This window comes from Rathayibacter oskolensis (genome assembly GCF_900177245.1).
Classification (GTDB): domain Bacteria; phylum Actinomycetota; class Actinomycetes; order Actinomycetales; family Microbacteriaceae; genus Rathayibacter; species Rathayibacter oskolensis.
In genome coordinates this window covers 1,321,389-1,336,187 of record NZ_FXBM01000001.1, presented here as the reverse complement: position 1 = coordinate 1,336,187, position 14,799 = coordinate 1,321,389, and the positions used below count along the sequence as shown (strand labels likewise).

The window sequence follows — 14,799 nt, the reverse complement described above, 5'->3', positions numbered from 1 at the left end:
AAAGACAGTCCACGATAGCCGATGGCCCGAGTCGATCCCAGGGGATCCACCGAGAGGCGCGCCCGGCCGCGCCGGGTGCGGGTGTCGCCCCGGGCCGGGAGGCCCCTGCTGACTAAACTTCCCGGAGTGCGGCGACCCCAGCGCACACCCATCCCGGAGGAGACGACGTGGCAAGCGACGAGGCCGAATTCACCCAGGTGTTCCGTGGCTACGACCGGGACGAGGTCGACAAGGCCATCCAGGGGCTGCGCCGCGAGCTCATCCACGCGAACACGCAGGCCTCCGAGAGCACTCGCGAGGTGAAGCGGCTCTCCTCCCGCGTCGAGGGCCTCGAGAAGGAGCTCCAGCAGGTCGGCACGCCCACCTACGCCGGGCTCGGCGCGAAGCTCGAGCACACGCTGCGCGTCGCCGAGGAGCAGTCGGAGCGCCTGATCGCGCAGGCCGAGAACGACGCGTCCGCTCTGCGTCGATCCACGCGCGACGAGGGCGACCGCATCCTCCAGGAGGCGCGCGACGAGGCCGAGCGTCTCGTGACCGAGGCCCGCCGCCGAGCCGACCGCACGCGGGAGGAGTCGGAGGCGCAGGCCGCCGCGACGCTCGGGAAGGCGGCGGACGACCGCGACGTGATGACGCAGGACGCGGTGCGCGAGGCCGCGGCGATCCGCGGCACCGTCGCCACCGAGGCGGCGGAGACCCGCGCGACCGCGAAGCGCGAGGCGGCCGCGATCCGCTCGGAGGCGGAGCGCGAGGCCGCCGAGATGCGCGCCGTCGCCGCACGCGAGATCGAGGTGGCCCGCGCCGAGGCCGCGCGGCTCGCCCAGAGCAACGAGCTGCTGCGCGCCGAGGTCGCCTCGGAGGTCGACCGGCTGCGTGCGGCCGTCGCGGCCGAGGTCGCCGAGGCCCGCTCGGCCGTCGAAGCCGAGATCGTGGCGGCGCGGGCCGATCTCGATGCCGAGCTCGCCGGCGGGCGCGCCGACGCCGCCCGGGAGCTCGCCGACCAGCGCACCCGTCTCGCTCACGAGCGTGCGGAGGCGACGGCCCTGCTCGACGCCGAGCTCGCCGGACTGCGAGCGGCCGCGACCGATGAGGCCGCAGCGCTGGCCAGGGAGGTGGAGCAGGCGCGCATCGACCTGGTCGTCGAGCTCGCCGCCCGCCGCGAGGAGGCGGACCGCGAGGATCTCATCCGCCACCAGGAGGCCGTGGCGCAGACGCAGCGCTACCTCGACGAGTCGAATCTGCAGCTCGCCGACGCCATCCGCCGCGCCAACGACAAGCGGCTGGAGGCCGACGAGCTCCGCAGCGACGCCCTCGACGAGACGACGCGACTGCGGCGGAAGGCGCAGGACGAGTCCGACGCCCTGCTCGACGATGCGCGCGAGCGCGCCCAGGCGATGACCGCCGACGCCGAGCGCCGGACGCGCGAGCTCGTCTCGTCCGCCGAGAGCCGGCTCGACGAGATCCGCACCGAGCGCGACGCGATCGCGGGCTACGTGACCGGCCTCCGCGGCCTCATCGGCCACATCGACGGGATGTCGGAGGACTCCTCGACGTCCGAGGACTGACGACGGGGCCCCCGAGCGGCGGCTCAGCCGAGCTCGCCCTCCCACTCGGTCGGCAGCGGGGACGACTCCGGCGCCACCACACGGACGATCTCGTCGAGCACGCGCCGCGTCTGCGCCTCGCCCACCCAGAGGTGCTTCCCGCCCTCGACGGGGACGAGCTCGAGCTGCGGCACCGCGGCGAACCGCTCAGCCGCTTCCGCGGGTCGGAGGTACTCGTCGAACTCGGGGATGAGCGCCACGATCGGGCGGCCGTCGCCCGCCCAGGCCGCGACCTCCTCCGCTGTGGCGCGGTGGAGCGGCGGCGAGAGCAGGATCGCCCCGTCCACGGGGTGCTCCCTCCCCCACTTCAGCGCCAGCTCCGTGCCGAAGGACCAGCCCACGAGCCACGGATGAGGCAGCCCGCGCTCGGCGACGAACGCCATGGCGGCGGCGACGTCGGCGCGCTCGTCGACTCCGTGGCCGAACTCCCCTTCGCTCGTCCCCCGCGGCGAGCTCGTGCCGCGGGTGTTGAACCGCAGGACCGCGAGGCCGGCCAGGGCGGGCAGCCGGGCGGCGGCCTTCCGCAGGATGTGCGAGTCCATGAACCCGCCGTGCGTGGGCAGCGGATGCAGCGTCACGAGCGTCGCCACCGGCTCGCGCTCGAGCGGAAGAGCGAGCTCGCCGACCAGCACCAGGCCGTCGGAGGTGCGCAGCTCGATGTCCTCGCGTCGGGCCGGGAGGACCACTCCGCCGCGGATCTCGGTCGTCATCGTGCTCCTTCGATTCTCCAGCAGTGGGTGTGCCAGTGCCGTCGACCGGCGAGATCCGCCGCGTCGCCGAGCGCTCCGTCGGCCCGCCAGACGACGAGGTGGGGCATCCCGATGTCGATCGTGAGGCCGCAGCCGGGGCAGAGGTAGTTCTTCACGGCCCGGGCGGCGGAGACGGGCTGCACGTTCCACTCGCGGCCGCCGTGCGACTCGGTGCGGCGCCAGCCGGCGAGCATCTGCGAGAGGTCGCGCTGCTCGTCGCCGTCGTCGTCGCGCCTGCTCCCCCGGGGTCTGTTGCTGCGCGGCATCGCACCAGTCTAGGAGCCGCTCGAGTCGCCGAGCCGCGCGCTCCGACTGCGTGCGCGACGACTCCGTGCGCCACGACTCAGTGCGAGCTGTCGTCCATCTCGAGCCGGGTCTCCTCGGCGTCGAGCATCAGCTGGGCGCGGCGGACGATCCGCGAGGAGTAGATCCCGCGGCCGCGCGCCTCCAGGAGCGCCTCCCTCTCGGCGAGCAGCACCGCGCGGCGCAGGTGCAGGTACTGCGCCTGCGGACCGAGCGGAGCGTCGTCGTGGCGCTCGACCTGCTCCCATGCCACCTGCGACCGCGTCAGGGTGTCGCGGCGGACCCGCTCGAGCACCCGCGGTGCGACGCTCCCCTCCGGCAGCTCGGCCACGGCTCCCGGGAGCGCCTGGATGCCCGTCGCCGCCACCTCGTCGAGCAGGGTCGCCAGCTCGCGGCGGTCGGTCTCGCCGTCGCTGCCCTGGATCCCGGTGAGTCGGATCAGCGCCGGGAGCGTCGCCCCCTGCAGCAGCAGCGTCACGACGGCGACCGTGAACGCGATCAGGATCAGCTGCTCACGGTAGGGCGTCTCGCCGGGCAGCGACTGCGCGGCCGCGAGCGTGACCACGCCGCGCATCCCCGACCACGAGAGGATCACGCCGCCCCGCCAGCCGAACTCCTCGTTGGAGGTCGCGGCGAGGTCGGACTCGCGCCGCTGGTACAGCCGCTCGGCGCGCACCTGCCGACGGCGGAACCTCTCGTCGCTGGAGGCGCTGTTGCGCAGCCGCATCACCCCGACCGCTAGCCGCCGGTTGATGCGCTCGGCGCGGCGACCGGAGTTGCGCAGCCACAGCAGGAGGGGCCAGACGAACAGGGTCCGCAGCGCGACGAGGATCACGACGGTCACGAGCCCCAGGAGCACCGCGGTCTCGGCGCCGAGCTCGTCGGACTCGACCTCGTCGACGATGAGCTTGATCTCGGCCCCCATCACGAGGAACACGCCGTTCTCGAGCAGGAACTGCGCGGTGCGCCAGTTGATGCGCTCGCTGAGGCGCGACTGGGGGCTGAGGTACCGAGCGCTGTTGTGCCCGGTGTAGATGCCGGTGACGACGACGGCGAGCACTCCCGAGGCCCCCAGCTCCTCCGCCGGGATGTAGGCGAGGAACGGCACCGCGAACGAGACCGCCGTGTCGAGCACGGGGTCGCTCAGCTTCGAGCGCACGAAGACGGTCAGCACGCCCATCACCAGGCCGAGAGCGATCGCCATCACCACGGAGTAGATGAAGAGGACGCTCACCTCCCCGATGTCGATGGCGTCGGCCGTCACGGAGGCGCCCACCGCTGCGGTCGCGGCCGTCGCGGCCCGCAGCAGCACCAGCGCCGACGCGTCGTTCACCAGGCTCTCGCCCTCGAGCACGGTGACGAGGCGCGGAGGCAGCCCCAGCTTCTTGCCGATCGAGGTCGCGGCCACCGCGTCCGTCGGGCTGACGACCGCGCCCAGGGCGATGGCGGCGGGCAGGCCGAGATCGGGGAGCACGGCGTAGAGGAACAGGCCTACCACGAGTGCCGTCACCACGACGAGGAGCACCGACAGCCCGAAGATCGAGCGGAGGTTGCGCCGGAAGTCGGTCAGCGGCACCTGGATGGCCGCGGAGTAGAGCAGCGGCGGCAGGACCCCCGCGAGGATCAGCTCGGGCTCGACCTCGATGGCCGGGACCCCGGGCAGGTAGGAGGCGCCGATGCCGACGACCACGAGGATGAGCGGAGCGGCGATACCGAGGCGGCCCGAGAACCGCGCGACGGTGACGACGGTGATGATCCCGGCGACCCCGAGCAGCGCGTAGTCCACGGCACCAGGGTAGCGAGAGGGTCAGTCCGCGCAGTCGGGCCGCGCGGCCGGGCTCAGTACCAGCCGACGGCCTCGGAGTGGGACCACGCGCCGCACGGCGAGCCGTAGCGGCCCGAGATGTAGCCGAGGCCCCAGGTGATCTGAGTGCTGGCGCTGGTGGCCCAGTCTCCGCCGGCCGTGGCCATCTTGCTGCCGGGCAGGGCCTGCGGGATGCCGTAGGCACCGCTCGACTTGTTCTCGGCGTAGACGTTCCAGCCGGACTCGCGGTTCCAGAGGAGGACGAGGCAGTCGTACTCGCTGTCGGCCCAGCCTCGCTGCACGATCATGTCGTAGGCGATGGCCTTGGCCGAGCCGGGATCGGGAGCCGCGGCCCGCGCGACCGGAGCGGCCACCTCGGCCGACTCCGTCTCCTCCTCCTCCGCCTCTTCGGTCTCGGTGGGGGTCGGCGTCGGAGTGGGCGTCGGAGTCGGCTTGGCCTGGGCGTCGAACGTGTCACGCTGAACGGTGCGCTCGACGGCGCCGGCCACGACGAGACGCTGCGCGGGATCGCCGTCGAAGCGGGCGGGAGCCTGGTAGTACGGCGAGGCGATCGCTCCGCTGGAGGGATCGACGACGTTCACCATCACGAATGCGAACGACGCCGCGAAGGCGAGGACCGCCAGAGGCACCCGGGCGCGGGAGCGAGGCACAGGGGGGCGGGATCGGACCGGAGACACCGCAGCCGAGGGCCGCGAAGCGGGTGGCTGGGTGTTGGAACGTTCTTGATGCATACCCACGATTACGAAAGCATAACGGACGAAGGCCTGATCGGCCAGGAGATCGGCTCGTGCGTCAGCGCACGGCCAGCATCACGTCGACGACCGTGTCGAGAACGGCGTCGACCTGGGGCTCGGAGTAGCCGCCCCGCTGAGGAGCGAACGAGACCGTCCTCACGTCGTCGACGGTCAGCACCGAGCCGTCGCGGAAGTAGCCGGACACGCGGTCGGCGAAGGCGTCCACCTGACGGACGTTGTAGCCGGTGGTGAGGGCGCCGGCCCTGTCGAAGCGCTCGCGGGCCGGACGGGCGAGGCGGTTGACGATCTCCTGCGCCGTCTGCCTGGCGCCCCGCAGCCACGCCTCCTCGCCCTGATCGGCGATCGCGTACTGCCGCTCGCGCAGCGCGAACGCGTCCTCGAGCCGCTCGAGCGCGGCGTCGACGTGGGGAGCGGAGTAACCGCCCTTCTTGAGCGAGAACGCCCTGTGCCGGAGATCGGCCGCCCGCAGATCGGCCGGACCGCCCGAGAGCTGGGCGTACGCCTCCCGCGCCGAGGCCAGGAACGCGTCGACCTCAGCGGTGTCGTAGCCGGGCCGGGACTCGCGCGCGTAGGGGAAGGGAGCGTCCATCCCGCCATTCTGCCAAGACCGGCGCGGAGCGGTGGACAGCGGCGAGTCGCCGCCAGCGCCCCGTCCTCAGTTCGCGAACACGAAGTAGAGGACGTAGGCGGCGGCCGCCGACGGGAGGATGGAGTCGAGCCGGTCGAGGAACCCGCCGTGCCCCGGCAGCCAGGAGCTCATGTCCTTGATCCCGATGTCGCGCTTGATCAGCGACTCCGCCAGATCGCCGACGGTCGCAGTGAGAAGGATCACGACTCCGAAGACGGCACCGACCCACCAGGGCTGCCCGAGCAGCAGGACCGCGAGGAGGACGCCCGCCAGGACGCCGGCGACTCCCGCACCCGCGAAGCCCTCCCACGTCTTCTTCGGGCTGATCCGGGGCGCCATCGGGTGCTTGCCCCAGGTGAGCCCGCTCGCATAGGCGCCCGTGTCGACGACGATGGCGAGGGCGAGGAACGAGAGCGCCCAGAGCTGGCCGTCGGGCTCGGCCACGAGGCGGATCGCGAAGGCGCCGAGGAACGTGACGTAGGCCTGCACGAACGCGCCGAGACCCAGATCGAGGAGCAGATCGCGACGGCTCGACGAGGTCTTCTCGAACAGCTGCTCGGCGAGGCGCCAGAGGCCGACGAAGACGGAGCCGCCGAGGACGGCGAAGAAGCCGCCGGAGATCCCGCCGTAGTACGCCGCCGGAACGGCGACGACCGCGACGATCCCGGTCGGGATGCGCGGGATGTCCCTCCCGGCGTGGCGAAGCGCCATCGACAGCTCGAGGGCGGCGAAGAGGACGAGGACCCCGGCGAGCACCATGAAGAGCTCTTTGATGACGAGGAGGCTCACCAGCATGACGCCGACGCCGACCAGGCCGATGAGGGTGGCCGAGACCAGGTTGCGGCCCGACCGCGCGTTCAGGCGATCGTTCGTCGCCTCCAGCTGGGCCCGGGTCGCCTCGAGCTGACGCTCGACGTCGGCCCGGCCCTGCTGGGCGCGCGCGCGCAGAGCGTCGCGAGTGACCATCCGCGACCCCCGGGCACCCGGGACATGCGGACCGGGCTGCTCCTCGCCGCCCTCGGGGTCCCCAGGGTTCTCTGCCACGGCCGACTACACCTCGAGGAGTTCGGATTCCTTGCGCTTGAGCGCCTCGTCGATGGCGTCGACGTGCTGCTTCGTGAGCGCCTCGAGCTCCTTCTCACCGCGCGACAGCTCGTCGTCGCCGATGTCGCCCTTCAGCGCGTCGAGGTCGTCCTTCGCCTTGCGGCGGATGTTGCGGACGGCGATCTTCGCATCCTCGGCCTTGGTGCGCACGACCTTCACGAACTCCTTGCGGCGCTCGGTCGTCAGCTCGGGGAGGGTGACGCGGATGAGCGAGCCGTCGTTGGTGGGGTTCGCGCCGAGGTTCGGCATGTCCCGGATGGCCTGCTCGATGTCGCGCAGCGAGCCCTTGTCGTAGGGCGTGACGAGGAGGGTGCGCGCCTCCTGGTTCTGCATCGAGGCGAGCTGCGACAGCGGGGTCGGCGTGCCGTAGTAGCTCACCAGGACCTTCTGGAACATGCCGGGGTTCGCGCGGCCGGTGCGCACCGACGAGAAGTCCTCCTTGGCGACCTCGACGGCCTTGCCCATCTTGGTCTTCGCGTCGGCCAGTACATCCGAGATCACAGGGGACTCCTTAAGAGAGGGAAGTGGTCAGTCTAGTTCGAGACCAGGGTGCCCAGCTGGGCCCCCCGGATGGCCTTGGCGACGTTGCCGGCCGGTTCCATGCCGAAGACCTGCATCGGCATGCCGTTGTCCATGCACAGGCTGAATGCGGTCGAGTCGACGACCTTGAGTCCGCGCTGCAGCGCCTCCTGGTAGGTCAGCGCATCGAGCTTCCGGGCGTCGGGATTCGTCCGCGGATCGGCGTCGTAGACGCCGTCGACACCGTTCTTCGCGACGAGGACCACATCGGCGTGGGTCTCGAGAGCGCGCTGCGCGGCGACTGTGTCGGTCGAGAAGAACGGGAGTCCGGCGCCGGCGCCGAAGATGACGACGCGGCCCTTCTCCATGTGCCGGATGGCGCGACGCGGGATGTAGGGCTCGGCGACCTGCGTCATGGCGATGGCCGACTGGACCCGCGTCTCCGCTCCGGCCTGCTCGAGGAAGTCCTGCAGGGCGAGGGCGTTCATGACGGTGCCCAGCATGCCCATGTAGTCCGCTCGTCCGCGGTCCATCCCGCGCTGCGAGAGCTCAGCACCGCGGAAGAAGTTGCCGCCGCCGACCACCACCGAGATCTCGACCTCGGTCGCCGCGTCGGCGATCTCGCGCGCCAGAGCGCTGACGACATCGGGATTCACGCCCAGCGTCCCGGCTCCGAATGCCTCCCCCGACAGCTTCAGAAGCACCCTGCGGCGCTTGCCCGTCGTCATCGCATCCGTCTCCGTCATCGACGTTTCCTCCCGTAGACCCGTACAAACCTATCCCGCGCGGGTCATGCCCGCGACCACGCCCGGAGCACCCGACTCCGGGCAGAGCGAAGGGAGTCCGGGTCGACTGAACGACCCGGACTCCCCTGCTGTGTCTTACGCGCCGACCTTGAAGCGGGCGAAGCCCGAGACGGTCAGACCCGCGTCGCTCAGGACCTTGCTGACGGACAGCTTGTTGTCCTTCGCGTAGTCCTGGTCGAGCAGCGCGACCTGCTTGAAGTAGGCGTTGACCCGGCCCTCGATGATCTTCGGGAGGGCGGCCTCGGGCTTGCCCTCGCCGCGGGAGATCTCCTCGACGATGCGGCGCTCGGTGTCGACCTCGACCTGCGGCACGTCCTCACGGGAGAGGTAGGTCGGGTTGGCGAACGAGATGTGCTGAGCGACGGAGCGAGCGGTCTCGGCGTCGTCCCCCGAGTAGCCCACGACCACGCCGACCTGCGGGGGCAGGTCCTTGTTGGTCTTGTGGAGGTACACGGCGAAGTGCTCACCGGTCACGGAGGCGACGCGGCGGAGCTCCACCTTCTCGCCCAGGATGGCGGCCTCGTCATTGATGATGTCGGCGACGGTCTTGCCTCCGGCGGGGGCCGCGAGGGCCTCCTCGACGGTCGTCGCGCCCGCGGCGACGACGGCGGCGAGCACTGCGTCGGCGAGAGCGATGAACTTGGTGCCCTTGGCGACGAAGTCGGTCTCGCAGGCGAGCTCGATCATGGTCGCGACTCCGCCGTTCTCAGCGGCGGCGACGAGGCCCTCGCTCGTGGAGCGGTCGGCGCGCTTCGCGTTGCCCTTGGCGCCCTTGAGGCGGAGGATCTCGACCGCCTTGTCCAGGTCGCCGTCGGCCTCGACGAGAGCGTTCTTCGTGTCGACCATTCCGGTACCGAGCTGCTCGCGCAGCGTCTTGACGTCAGCGAGGCTGAAAGTAGCCATAGTTCTGCGAACTCCTCTGTGGTTCTGCGGATCCGGTCGCCGTCTCAGCGGGCCGGTCCCCCAGCGATTCTGTTACGTGGATGTCGTGCTCCTACCGAACGGGGGCCGAACGTTCTGCATCCGCAGTACGTCCGACCCCCGGTTCAGGAGGTGGTGTCAGGCCTTGGCGGTCTCGTCGGTCGAGGCCTCGGCGGGCGCGTCGTCGGTCGACTCGGCAGGAGCCTCCGTGACGGTCTCGTCGGCGGCGGTCTCGTCGGCAGCGGCCACGTCTGCCGGGGTCTCGGCGGCGGCGACGGCCTCGTCGATCGTCTCGGCCTCGGCGTCGGCGACCTTCTCGGTCTCCGCGCCGGCCTGCTCGTTGGGCTCCTCGACGTCGGCAGCCGGGGCGCCCGACGTGAGCAGCTCCTTCTCCCACTCGGCGAGGGGCTCGACGGCCGAGACGTTGCCCTCGGCCTCGGGCTTCTGGTGACGCTGGATGAGGCCCTCGGCCGCGGCGTCGGCGACGATGCGGGTGAGCAGGCTCACCGAGCGGATCGCGTCGTCGTTGCCCGGGATCGGGTACTGGACCTCGTCGGGGTCGCAGTTCGTGTCGAGGATGCCGATGACCGGGATGCCCAGCTTCTTGGCCTCGTCGATCGCGAGGTGCTCCTTCTTGGTGTCGACGACCCAGAGGGCCGACGGCGTCTTCGAGAGGTTGCGGATCCCGCCGAGCGACTTGTGCAGCTTGTCGAGCTCGCGCTTCTTGATGAGGAGTTCCTTCTTCGTGAACCCGCTCTTGGCGGTGTCGTCGAAGTCGAGCTCCTCGAGCTCCTTCATGCGCGCGAGGCGCTTGGAGACCGTCTGGAAGTTGGTCAGCAGACCACCGAGCCAGCGCTGGTTGACGTAGGGCTGGCCGACGCGGGTCGCCTGCTCCGAGATCGCGTTCTGCGCCTGCTTCTTCGTGCCGACGAAGAGGATGGTGCCGCCGTGGGCGACCGTCTCCTTGACGAAGTCGTAGGTCTTGTCGATGTAGGCCAGCGACTGCTGGAGGTCGATGATGTAGCTGCCCGAGCGCTCCGTCAGGATGAAGCGCTTCATCTTCGGGTTCCAGCGACGGGTCTGGTGCCCGAAGTGGACGCCGCTGTCGAGCAGCTGGCGCATGGTGACGACTGCCATGAGTCGTTCTCCTTGTCTCGGGGCCCGGGCGCACGACGGCGCCGAACTCCCGTTCGGTTGTCTGCGACGGCCGGTCGGCACGTCGCCCTGGCGCCCGGCGTGCTCCCGCCTCGCCCGCTGATGCAGGAGAGGACCGAGGGGAGCGGAGGCCGAATGGGCGCGCGTAGTCACCCCGACGAGCGAGGTGCTCCGAAGATCTTAGCACCGGGGCGGGGTCTGCGACGGCGGACGCTCGAGCGGGTTCCCCTGCCCCGCGCACGCTCGGCTCGCAGGAACACGTCCGGCTCGCAGGAAATCGAGGATTCCGACCAGCCGGGCGTCGCTCTGCGAGCCGGAGGTCGGCCCGCGAGGAGGCTACTTGCGCGCGGACTTCATGACCGTGCGGATGTGCAGCGTGTCCATCTCCTCCAGTGAACGGCCCTTGGTCTCGGGGACGAACATGAACACGAAGACGAACGAGAGCGCAGCGAAGGTCGCGTAGAGACCGTAGGCGAGGGTCAGCGAGACGTCCTGCGAGAGGATCGGGAACGTCACGGTGATGGCGAAGTTCGCGATCCACTGGGCGGAGGCGGCCAGGCCGAGCGCCGCGGCGCGGATCCGGTTCGGGAAGATCTCGCCGAGGAGCACCCAGACCAGCGGTCCCCAGGTGGCGCCGAAGAAGACGACGAAGGCGTTGGCCGAGACGAGGGCGATCGGGCCCCAGGCACCGGGCAGCGAGACGTCCTCGCCGCTGATCGTCGACTGGCTGAACGCGATCGCCATCAGCGCGAGCGAGATCGCCATGCCGGCGGAGCCGACGAGGAGCAGCGGCTTCCGGCCGACCTTGTCGACCAGGAAGATCGCGACGAAGGTCACGACCACGTTGACGACCGAGGTGAACACCGAGATGGCGAACGAGTTCGACTCGTCGAAGCCGACCGCGCTCCAGAGCGAGGTGGAGTAGTAGAAGATCACGTTGATGCCCACGAACTGCTGGAACACCGACAGCAGGATGCCGACCCAGACGACCGGCAGGAGCCCCAGCGCCGGGCCGCGGAGGCTCGACTTCTGCGCGTTCTCGGCGTCCTCGTCGATCTTCTTCTGGATGTCGTCGAGCGCGTCGTCCACCTCGTCACGGGGCGTGACGGTCGCGAGGACCTTGCGCGCCTCCTCCGACTTGCCGCGGGTCGCGAGGTAGCGCGGCGACTCGGGGAGGGTGAGTGCGAGCAGACCGTAGATCACGGCCGGAACGGCGCAGGCGATGAACATCCAGCGCCAGGCGGCCACGCCGAACCAGTAGGGCTCGGAGGCGCCGTCGGCCCCGTTCGCGATCAGGGTGTCCGAGAGCAGCGCGGCGAAGATGCCGAGCGTGATCGCGAGCTGCTGGAGCGAGGCGAGAGCGCCGCGGATCGCCTTCGGAGCGATCTCGGAGATGTAGGTCGGCGCGATCACCGAGGCGATGCCGATCCCGAGTCCGCCGACGACGCGCCACAGCACGAGATCCCAGACCGCGAAGGCAGCGCCCGCGCCGATCGAGGAGACGAGGAAGAGGACGGCACCGAGCAGCATCACCTTGATGCGACCCCAGCGGTCGGCCAGGCGCCCCGCGAGGTAGGCGCCGAGTGCGCAGCCGAGGAGCGCGGAGGCGACGGCGAAGCCGATGAGCGCGGCCGAGAGCTCGAACTCGCCCTGCACGGCCTCGACGGCTCCGTTGACGACGGAGGAGTCGAAGCCGAAGAGGAATCCACCGACCGCCGCCGCGATCGCGAGGCCGATCACCTTCCTCCGCAGTCTGGCCGCCGAGGGGTTCGGGGTGGTGTCAGATCGTCCGCTGGTCATGGTCGTCTCCGATTCTCGCCGCCGGTGGGTGCGCTGGTCTCGCCCCGCTCCGGATCACAGGCACGTTACTCCCGGCTGCGAGAATCCCGGGACGGGTTGTGCCCGCGCGGATTCTCAGTCCCTCCTCCCCCGCCTTCTCTCCTGCCTGCTTCTCCCCCGATCGGGCCGCCGGTCCACGGACGGCCGACCCCGATCGCCAGGGTGGGCGGATGACGTCACCGCTCCTCCCCCGCCCGGGCGTGTTCCTCGTGATCGCGCTGCTCGCTCCGACGCTGTGGACTCCTCCGGTGGGCGAGTTCTCGGTGGTCGCCCCGTGGGCCGCTCCGGCGCACCGCTATGCGGCCGGCCACCGCGGCATCGATCTGGCGGCAACGCCCGGCACCCCCGTCGTCGCGGTCGCTGCCGGGACAGTGTCGTTCGCGGGGCGCGTGGTCGATCGCGGGGTGGTGAGCATCGCGCACGCCGACGGACTGGTGTCGAGCATCGAGCCGGTCGATGCGACGGTCTCGGAGGGGCGGACGGTGACCGCGGGCGAGGTGATCGGGGTGGTCGGGGCGGGCGGCCACTGCGACGGCGCGTGCGTGCACCTCGGTGTGCGGGAGCACGGCGAGTACGTCTCGCCGATGCGGTTCTTCGGCGGGATCCCCCGGGCCGTCCTGCTGCCGATGGACGACCTCGCGTCAGGCGCGCGGGTGCGCGAGCCGATAGGCCTCGCGGATGCGCTCGGTCGAGACGTGCGTGTAGATCTGGGTGGTGCCGAGGCTCGCGTGGCCGAGCAGCTCCTGGACCGCCCGCAGGTCGGCTCCGCCGTCGAGCAGGTGGGTCGCGGCCGTGTGGCGAAGGGTGTGCGGGCCGGAGGGGCCGGAGCCCTGCCCGCCGTCGAGGAGCCGGGCGACGACTCCGTAGACCGTGCGCGGGGTGAGCCGGGCGCCACGCCGTCCGAGGAGGAGCGCGCCGGTTGGAGCGGAGGACGACGCGAGGAGGGTCGGCCGGGCCTTCTCGAGGTAGGCGACGAGCGCCTCCTTCGCCGGCACGCCGAAGGGCACGACCCGCTGCTTCGATCCCTTGCCGGTGACGAGGACGGTCAGACGGGACAGGTCGAGGTCGCCGACATCGATCGCGACCAGCTCCGAGACGCGGATCCCGGAGGCGTAGAGGAGCTCGATGATCGCGAGGTCGCGGATCGCGACCGGGTCGTCGGTCGATCCGCGCGCCGCGACCACGTCGATCACGTGCTCGGCCTGCGGCTGCGTGAGCACCCGCGGCAGCGTTCGCCCGGCCTTCGGTGTGCGGAGGCGTGCTGCGACGTCGGTCGGGATCCGCTCGGAGCGCAGCGCCCACGACGAGAAGGAGCGGACGGCGGCCGTGCGTCGAGCGAGCGTCGCCCTCGCGACTCCGGTCTGCGCCTCGTGCCAGAGCCAGTCCCGGAGCAGATCGAGGTCGAGCTGCTCCAGCCGGTCGGCGTGCCTCGTGCCCGCGAACGCGACCAGGGTGGTGAGGTCGCCGCGGTAGCCCTTCGCGGTGGCGGGTGAGAGCGAGCGCTCGTCGAGGACGTAGCGGAGGAAGTCGTCGACGGCGGCGGCGAGGGACTGCGAGGACATGGTCAGGCGTCGCCGGAGGGCATCCGCGACCAGAGGTCGATGCGCCCCTGCTCGTCGAGCGCTTCGAGTCGCTCGATGAGGTCGGTGCCGAAGCGGGTGGCGAGCGGAGCCGTCGCGGTCGGGACGAGCGAGGTCGCGACGGTCTCGGGGTGCACGTGGACGAGTGAGAAGCTCTGGGCGCCGTCGATGCCCGCGAGCTCGCGCTCCGGGGCACCGAGATCCATCGTGTAGCTGGTCGCGCCGGCCACGAAGACGGGAGCACCGGCGAAGGTCGCGGCCGTCGGGTAGTGCAGGTGGCCGCCGAGGATCGCCCGGACGTCCGTGCCGCGGACGACCTCCTCGAGCCGGTCCATGCCGCGGAGCTCGAGCACCGTCATCGCTCCGAGCGGAGTCGGCAGCGGCGGGTGGTGCAGGGCGAGGACGGTGCCGAGCCGCGCCGGGGTGGCGAGCTCCTCGGCGAGATTCTGCAGCTGCTCGTCGGTGAGAGCACCGTGGTGATAGCCGGGCACGGCGCTGTCGAGCGCGATGACCCGCAGCCCGTCGAGGTCGACGACCTGGTCGAGGGGTGTCTCGGAGTCGCTGTCCGTGTCGAGCAGGACGCGCCGGAACGCCCGACGCTCGTCGTGGTTGCCCATGACCCAGACGATCGGGCAGCCGAATCGGTCCGCGAGCGGGTCGAGAGCGGCGCGCACTCGCCGGTAGGCGTCCTCCTCACCCCGGTCGGCGACGTCGCCGGTGACGACGATCGCGTCGAGGGCTCCCCCGCGCTCGACCAGGCGCTCGATGGCCTGGGCGAGTCGTGCGACCGTGTCGACCCGTCCGTAGAGGGGAGCACCTCCCGCGAGGAGGTGCGTGTCGCTGAGGTGGGCGATCACGCGATCGGCCGGCGCGAAGCGGCCGAGCCGCGGATGCCCCGCGGTCGCCGCCGTGTCGTCGCTCATGCCACTCCCCCTGCCGATGCGTCGCCGGCCCGTGCCGAATCGTCTTCAGAGTAGGGCCGACCGCCGACAGCGACCGCGCCGGTCGCGGCGC

General features: G+C 71.2%; 14 protein-coding genes and 1 pseudogene. 2 read left to right on the top strand and 13 right to left on the bottom strand.

Annotated features, from left to right (window positions below):
* Positions 1-167: 167 nt before the first annotated feature.
* A complete protein-coding gene (locus B9Y99_RS06495) occupies positions 168-1,562 on the top strand; it encodes a DivIVA domain-containing protein (RefSeq protein ID WP_085475705.1) in 1,395 nt (464 codons plus the stop codon).
* A 23-nt stretch (positions 1,563-1,585) separates the two neighbouring features.
* On the opposite strand, the gene B9Y99_RS06490 is transcribed toward B9Y99_RS06495, so the two are convergent.
* The 11 genes from B9Y99_RS06490 to B9Y99_RS06440 form a co-directional block, all read right to left on the bottom strand.
* On the bottom strand, positions 1,586-2,311 hold the full coding sequence (locus B9Y99_RS06490; protein WP_085475704.1) for an alpha/beta hydrolase: 726 nt from the start codon (positions 2,309-2,311) through the stop codon (positions 1,586-1,588).
* Positions 2,308-2,616 (bottom strand): hypothetical protein, encoded by a 309-nt coding sequence (locus B9Y99_RS06485; protein ID WP_085475703.1) that lies wholly within the window; start codon positions 2,614-2,616, stop codon positions 2,308-2,310. Before B9Y99_RS06485 ends, B9Y99_RS06490 begins: the two co-directional genes overlap by 4 nt.
* Positions 2,617-2,693: 77 nt before the next feature.
* Complete coding sequence (locus B9Y99_RS06480) at positions 2,694-4,439, bottom strand: cation:proton antiporter (RefSeq protein ID WP_085475702.1); 1,746 nt, start codon at positions 4,437-4,439, stop codon at positions 2,694-2,696.
* 53 nt (positions 4,440-4,492) lie between these two features.
* Complete coding sequence (locus B9Y99_RS06475) at positions 4,493-5,107, bottom strand: aggregation-promoting factor C-terminal-like domain-containing protein (protein ID WP_244274783.1); 615 nt, start codon at positions 5,105-5,107, stop codon at positions 4,493-4,495.
* Between the two features lie 163 nt (positions 5,108-5,270).
* Positions 5,271-5,822 carry a DivIVA domain-containing protein gene (locus B9Y99_RS06470; RefSeq protein ID WP_085475700.1) on the bottom strand — a complete coding sequence of 184 codons (552 nt, stop codon included), beginning with the start codon at positions 5,820-5,822 and terminating at the stop codon, positions 5,271-5,273.
* Positions 5,823-5,888: 66 nt separating this feature from the next.
* Positions 5,889-6,827, bottom strand: coding sequence for a phosphatidate cytidylyltransferase (locus tag B9Y99_RS06465; RefSeq protein WP_085475699.1), 939 nt, complete (start codon positions 6,825-6,827; stop codon positions 5,889-5,891).
* Positions 6,828-6,911: 84 nt separating this feature from the next.
* A complete protein-coding gene (frr, locus tag B9Y99_RS06460) occupies positions 6,912-7,466 on the bottom strand; it encodes a ribosome recycling factor (RefSeq protein WP_085475698.1) in 555 nt (184 codons plus the stop codon).
* 32 nt (positions 7,467-7,498) lie between these two features.
* Positions 7,499-8,212 (bottom strand): UMP kinase, encoded by a 714-nt coding sequence (pyrH, locus tag B9Y99_RS06455; RefSeq protein WP_425298479.1) that lies wholly within the window; start codon positions 8,210-8,212, stop codon positions 7,499-7,501.
* Between the two features lie 153 nt (positions 8,213-8,365).
* Positions 8,366-9,193 (bottom strand): translation elongation factor Ts, encoded by an 828-nt coding sequence (gene tsf / locus B9Y99_RS06450; RefSeq protein ID WP_085475696.1) that lies wholly within the window; start codon positions 9,191-9,193, stop codon positions 8,366-8,368.
* 156 nt (positions 9,194-9,349) lie between these two features.
* A complete protein-coding gene (gene rpsB, locus B9Y99_RS06445) occupies positions 9,350-10,348 on the bottom strand; it encodes a 30S ribosomal protein S2 (RefSeq protein ID WP_085475695.1) in 999 nt (332 codons plus the stop codon).
* Positions 10,349-10,702: 354 nt separating this feature from the next.
* Entirely contained in the window at positions 10,703-12,166 is a 1,464-nt protein-coding gene (locus B9Y99_RS06440) for a sugar porter family MFS transporter (RefSeq protein ID WP_085475694.1), read from the bottom strand.
* Between the two features lie 209 nt (positions 12,167-12,375).
* Here B9Y99_RS06440 and B9Y99_RS06435 point away from each other — a divergent pair.
* Positions 12,376-12,777: pseudogene (locus B9Y99_RS06435) on the top strand (M23 family metallopeptidase); the annotation flags it as partial.
* Positions 12,778-12,846: 69 nt separating this feature from the next.
* Here B9Y99_RS06435 and B9Y99_RS06430 read toward each other — a convergent pair.
* Entirely contained in the window at positions 12,847-13,767 is a 921-nt protein-coding gene (locus B9Y99_RS06430) for a tyrosine recombinase XerC (RefSeq protein WP_085475693.1), read from the bottom strand.
* Between the two features lie 2 nt (positions 13,768-13,769).
* A complete protein-coding gene (locus B9Y99_RS06425) occupies positions 13,770-14,708 on the bottom strand; it encodes a phosphodiesterase (RefSeq protein WP_085475692.1) in 939 nt (312 codons plus the stop codon).
* Positions 14,709-14,799 lie beyond the last annotated feature (91 nt).

What these genes read in the sequence shown, in the direction of transcription:
- B9Y99_RS06490 (WP_085475704.1), bottom strand. Translation starts at nt 2,311, where the DNA reads ATGACGACCGAGATCCGCGGCGGAGTGGTCCTCCCGGCCCGACGCGAG.
- B9Y99_RS06485 (WP_085475703.1), bottom strand. Translation starts at nt 2,616, where the DNA reads ATGCCGCGCAGCAACAGACCCCGGGGGAGCAGGCGCGACGACGACGGC.
- B9Y99_RS06470 (WP_085475700.1), bottom strand. Translation starts at nt 5,822, where the DNA reads ATGGACGCTCCCTTCCCCTACGCGCGCGAGTCCCGGCCCGGCTACGAC.
- B9Y99_RS06465 (WP_085475699.1), bottom strand. Translation starts at nt 6,827, where the DNA reads ATGGTCACTCGCGACGCTCTGCGCGCGCGCGCCCAGCAGGGCCGGGCC.
- pyrH (WP_425298479.1), bottom strand. Translation starts at nt 8,212, where the DNA reads ATGACGACGGGCAAGCGCCGCAGGGTGCTTCTGAAGCTGTCGGGGGAG.
- tsf (WP_085475696.1), bottom strand. Translation starts at nt 9,193, where the DNA reads ATGGCTACTTTCAGCCTCGCTGACGTCAAGACGCTGCGCGAGCAGCTC.
- rpsB (WP_085475695.1), bottom strand. Translation starts at nt 10,348, where the DNA reads ATGGCAGTCGTCACCATGCGCCAGCTGCTCGACAGCGGCGTCCACTTC.
- B9Y99_RS06440 (WP_085475694.1), bottom strand. Translation starts at nt 12,166, where the DNA reads ATGACCAGCGGACGATCTGACACCACCCCGAACCCCTCGGCGGCCAGA.
- B9Y99_RS06430 (WP_085475693.1), bottom strand. Translation starts at nt 13,767, where the DNA reads ATGTCCTCGCAGTCCCTCGCCGCCGCCGTCGACGACTTCCTCCGCTAC.
- B9Y99_RS06425 (WP_085475692.1), bottom strand. Translation starts at nt 14,708, where the DNA reads ATGAGCGACGACACGGCGGCGACCGCGGGGCATCCGCGGCTCGGCCGC.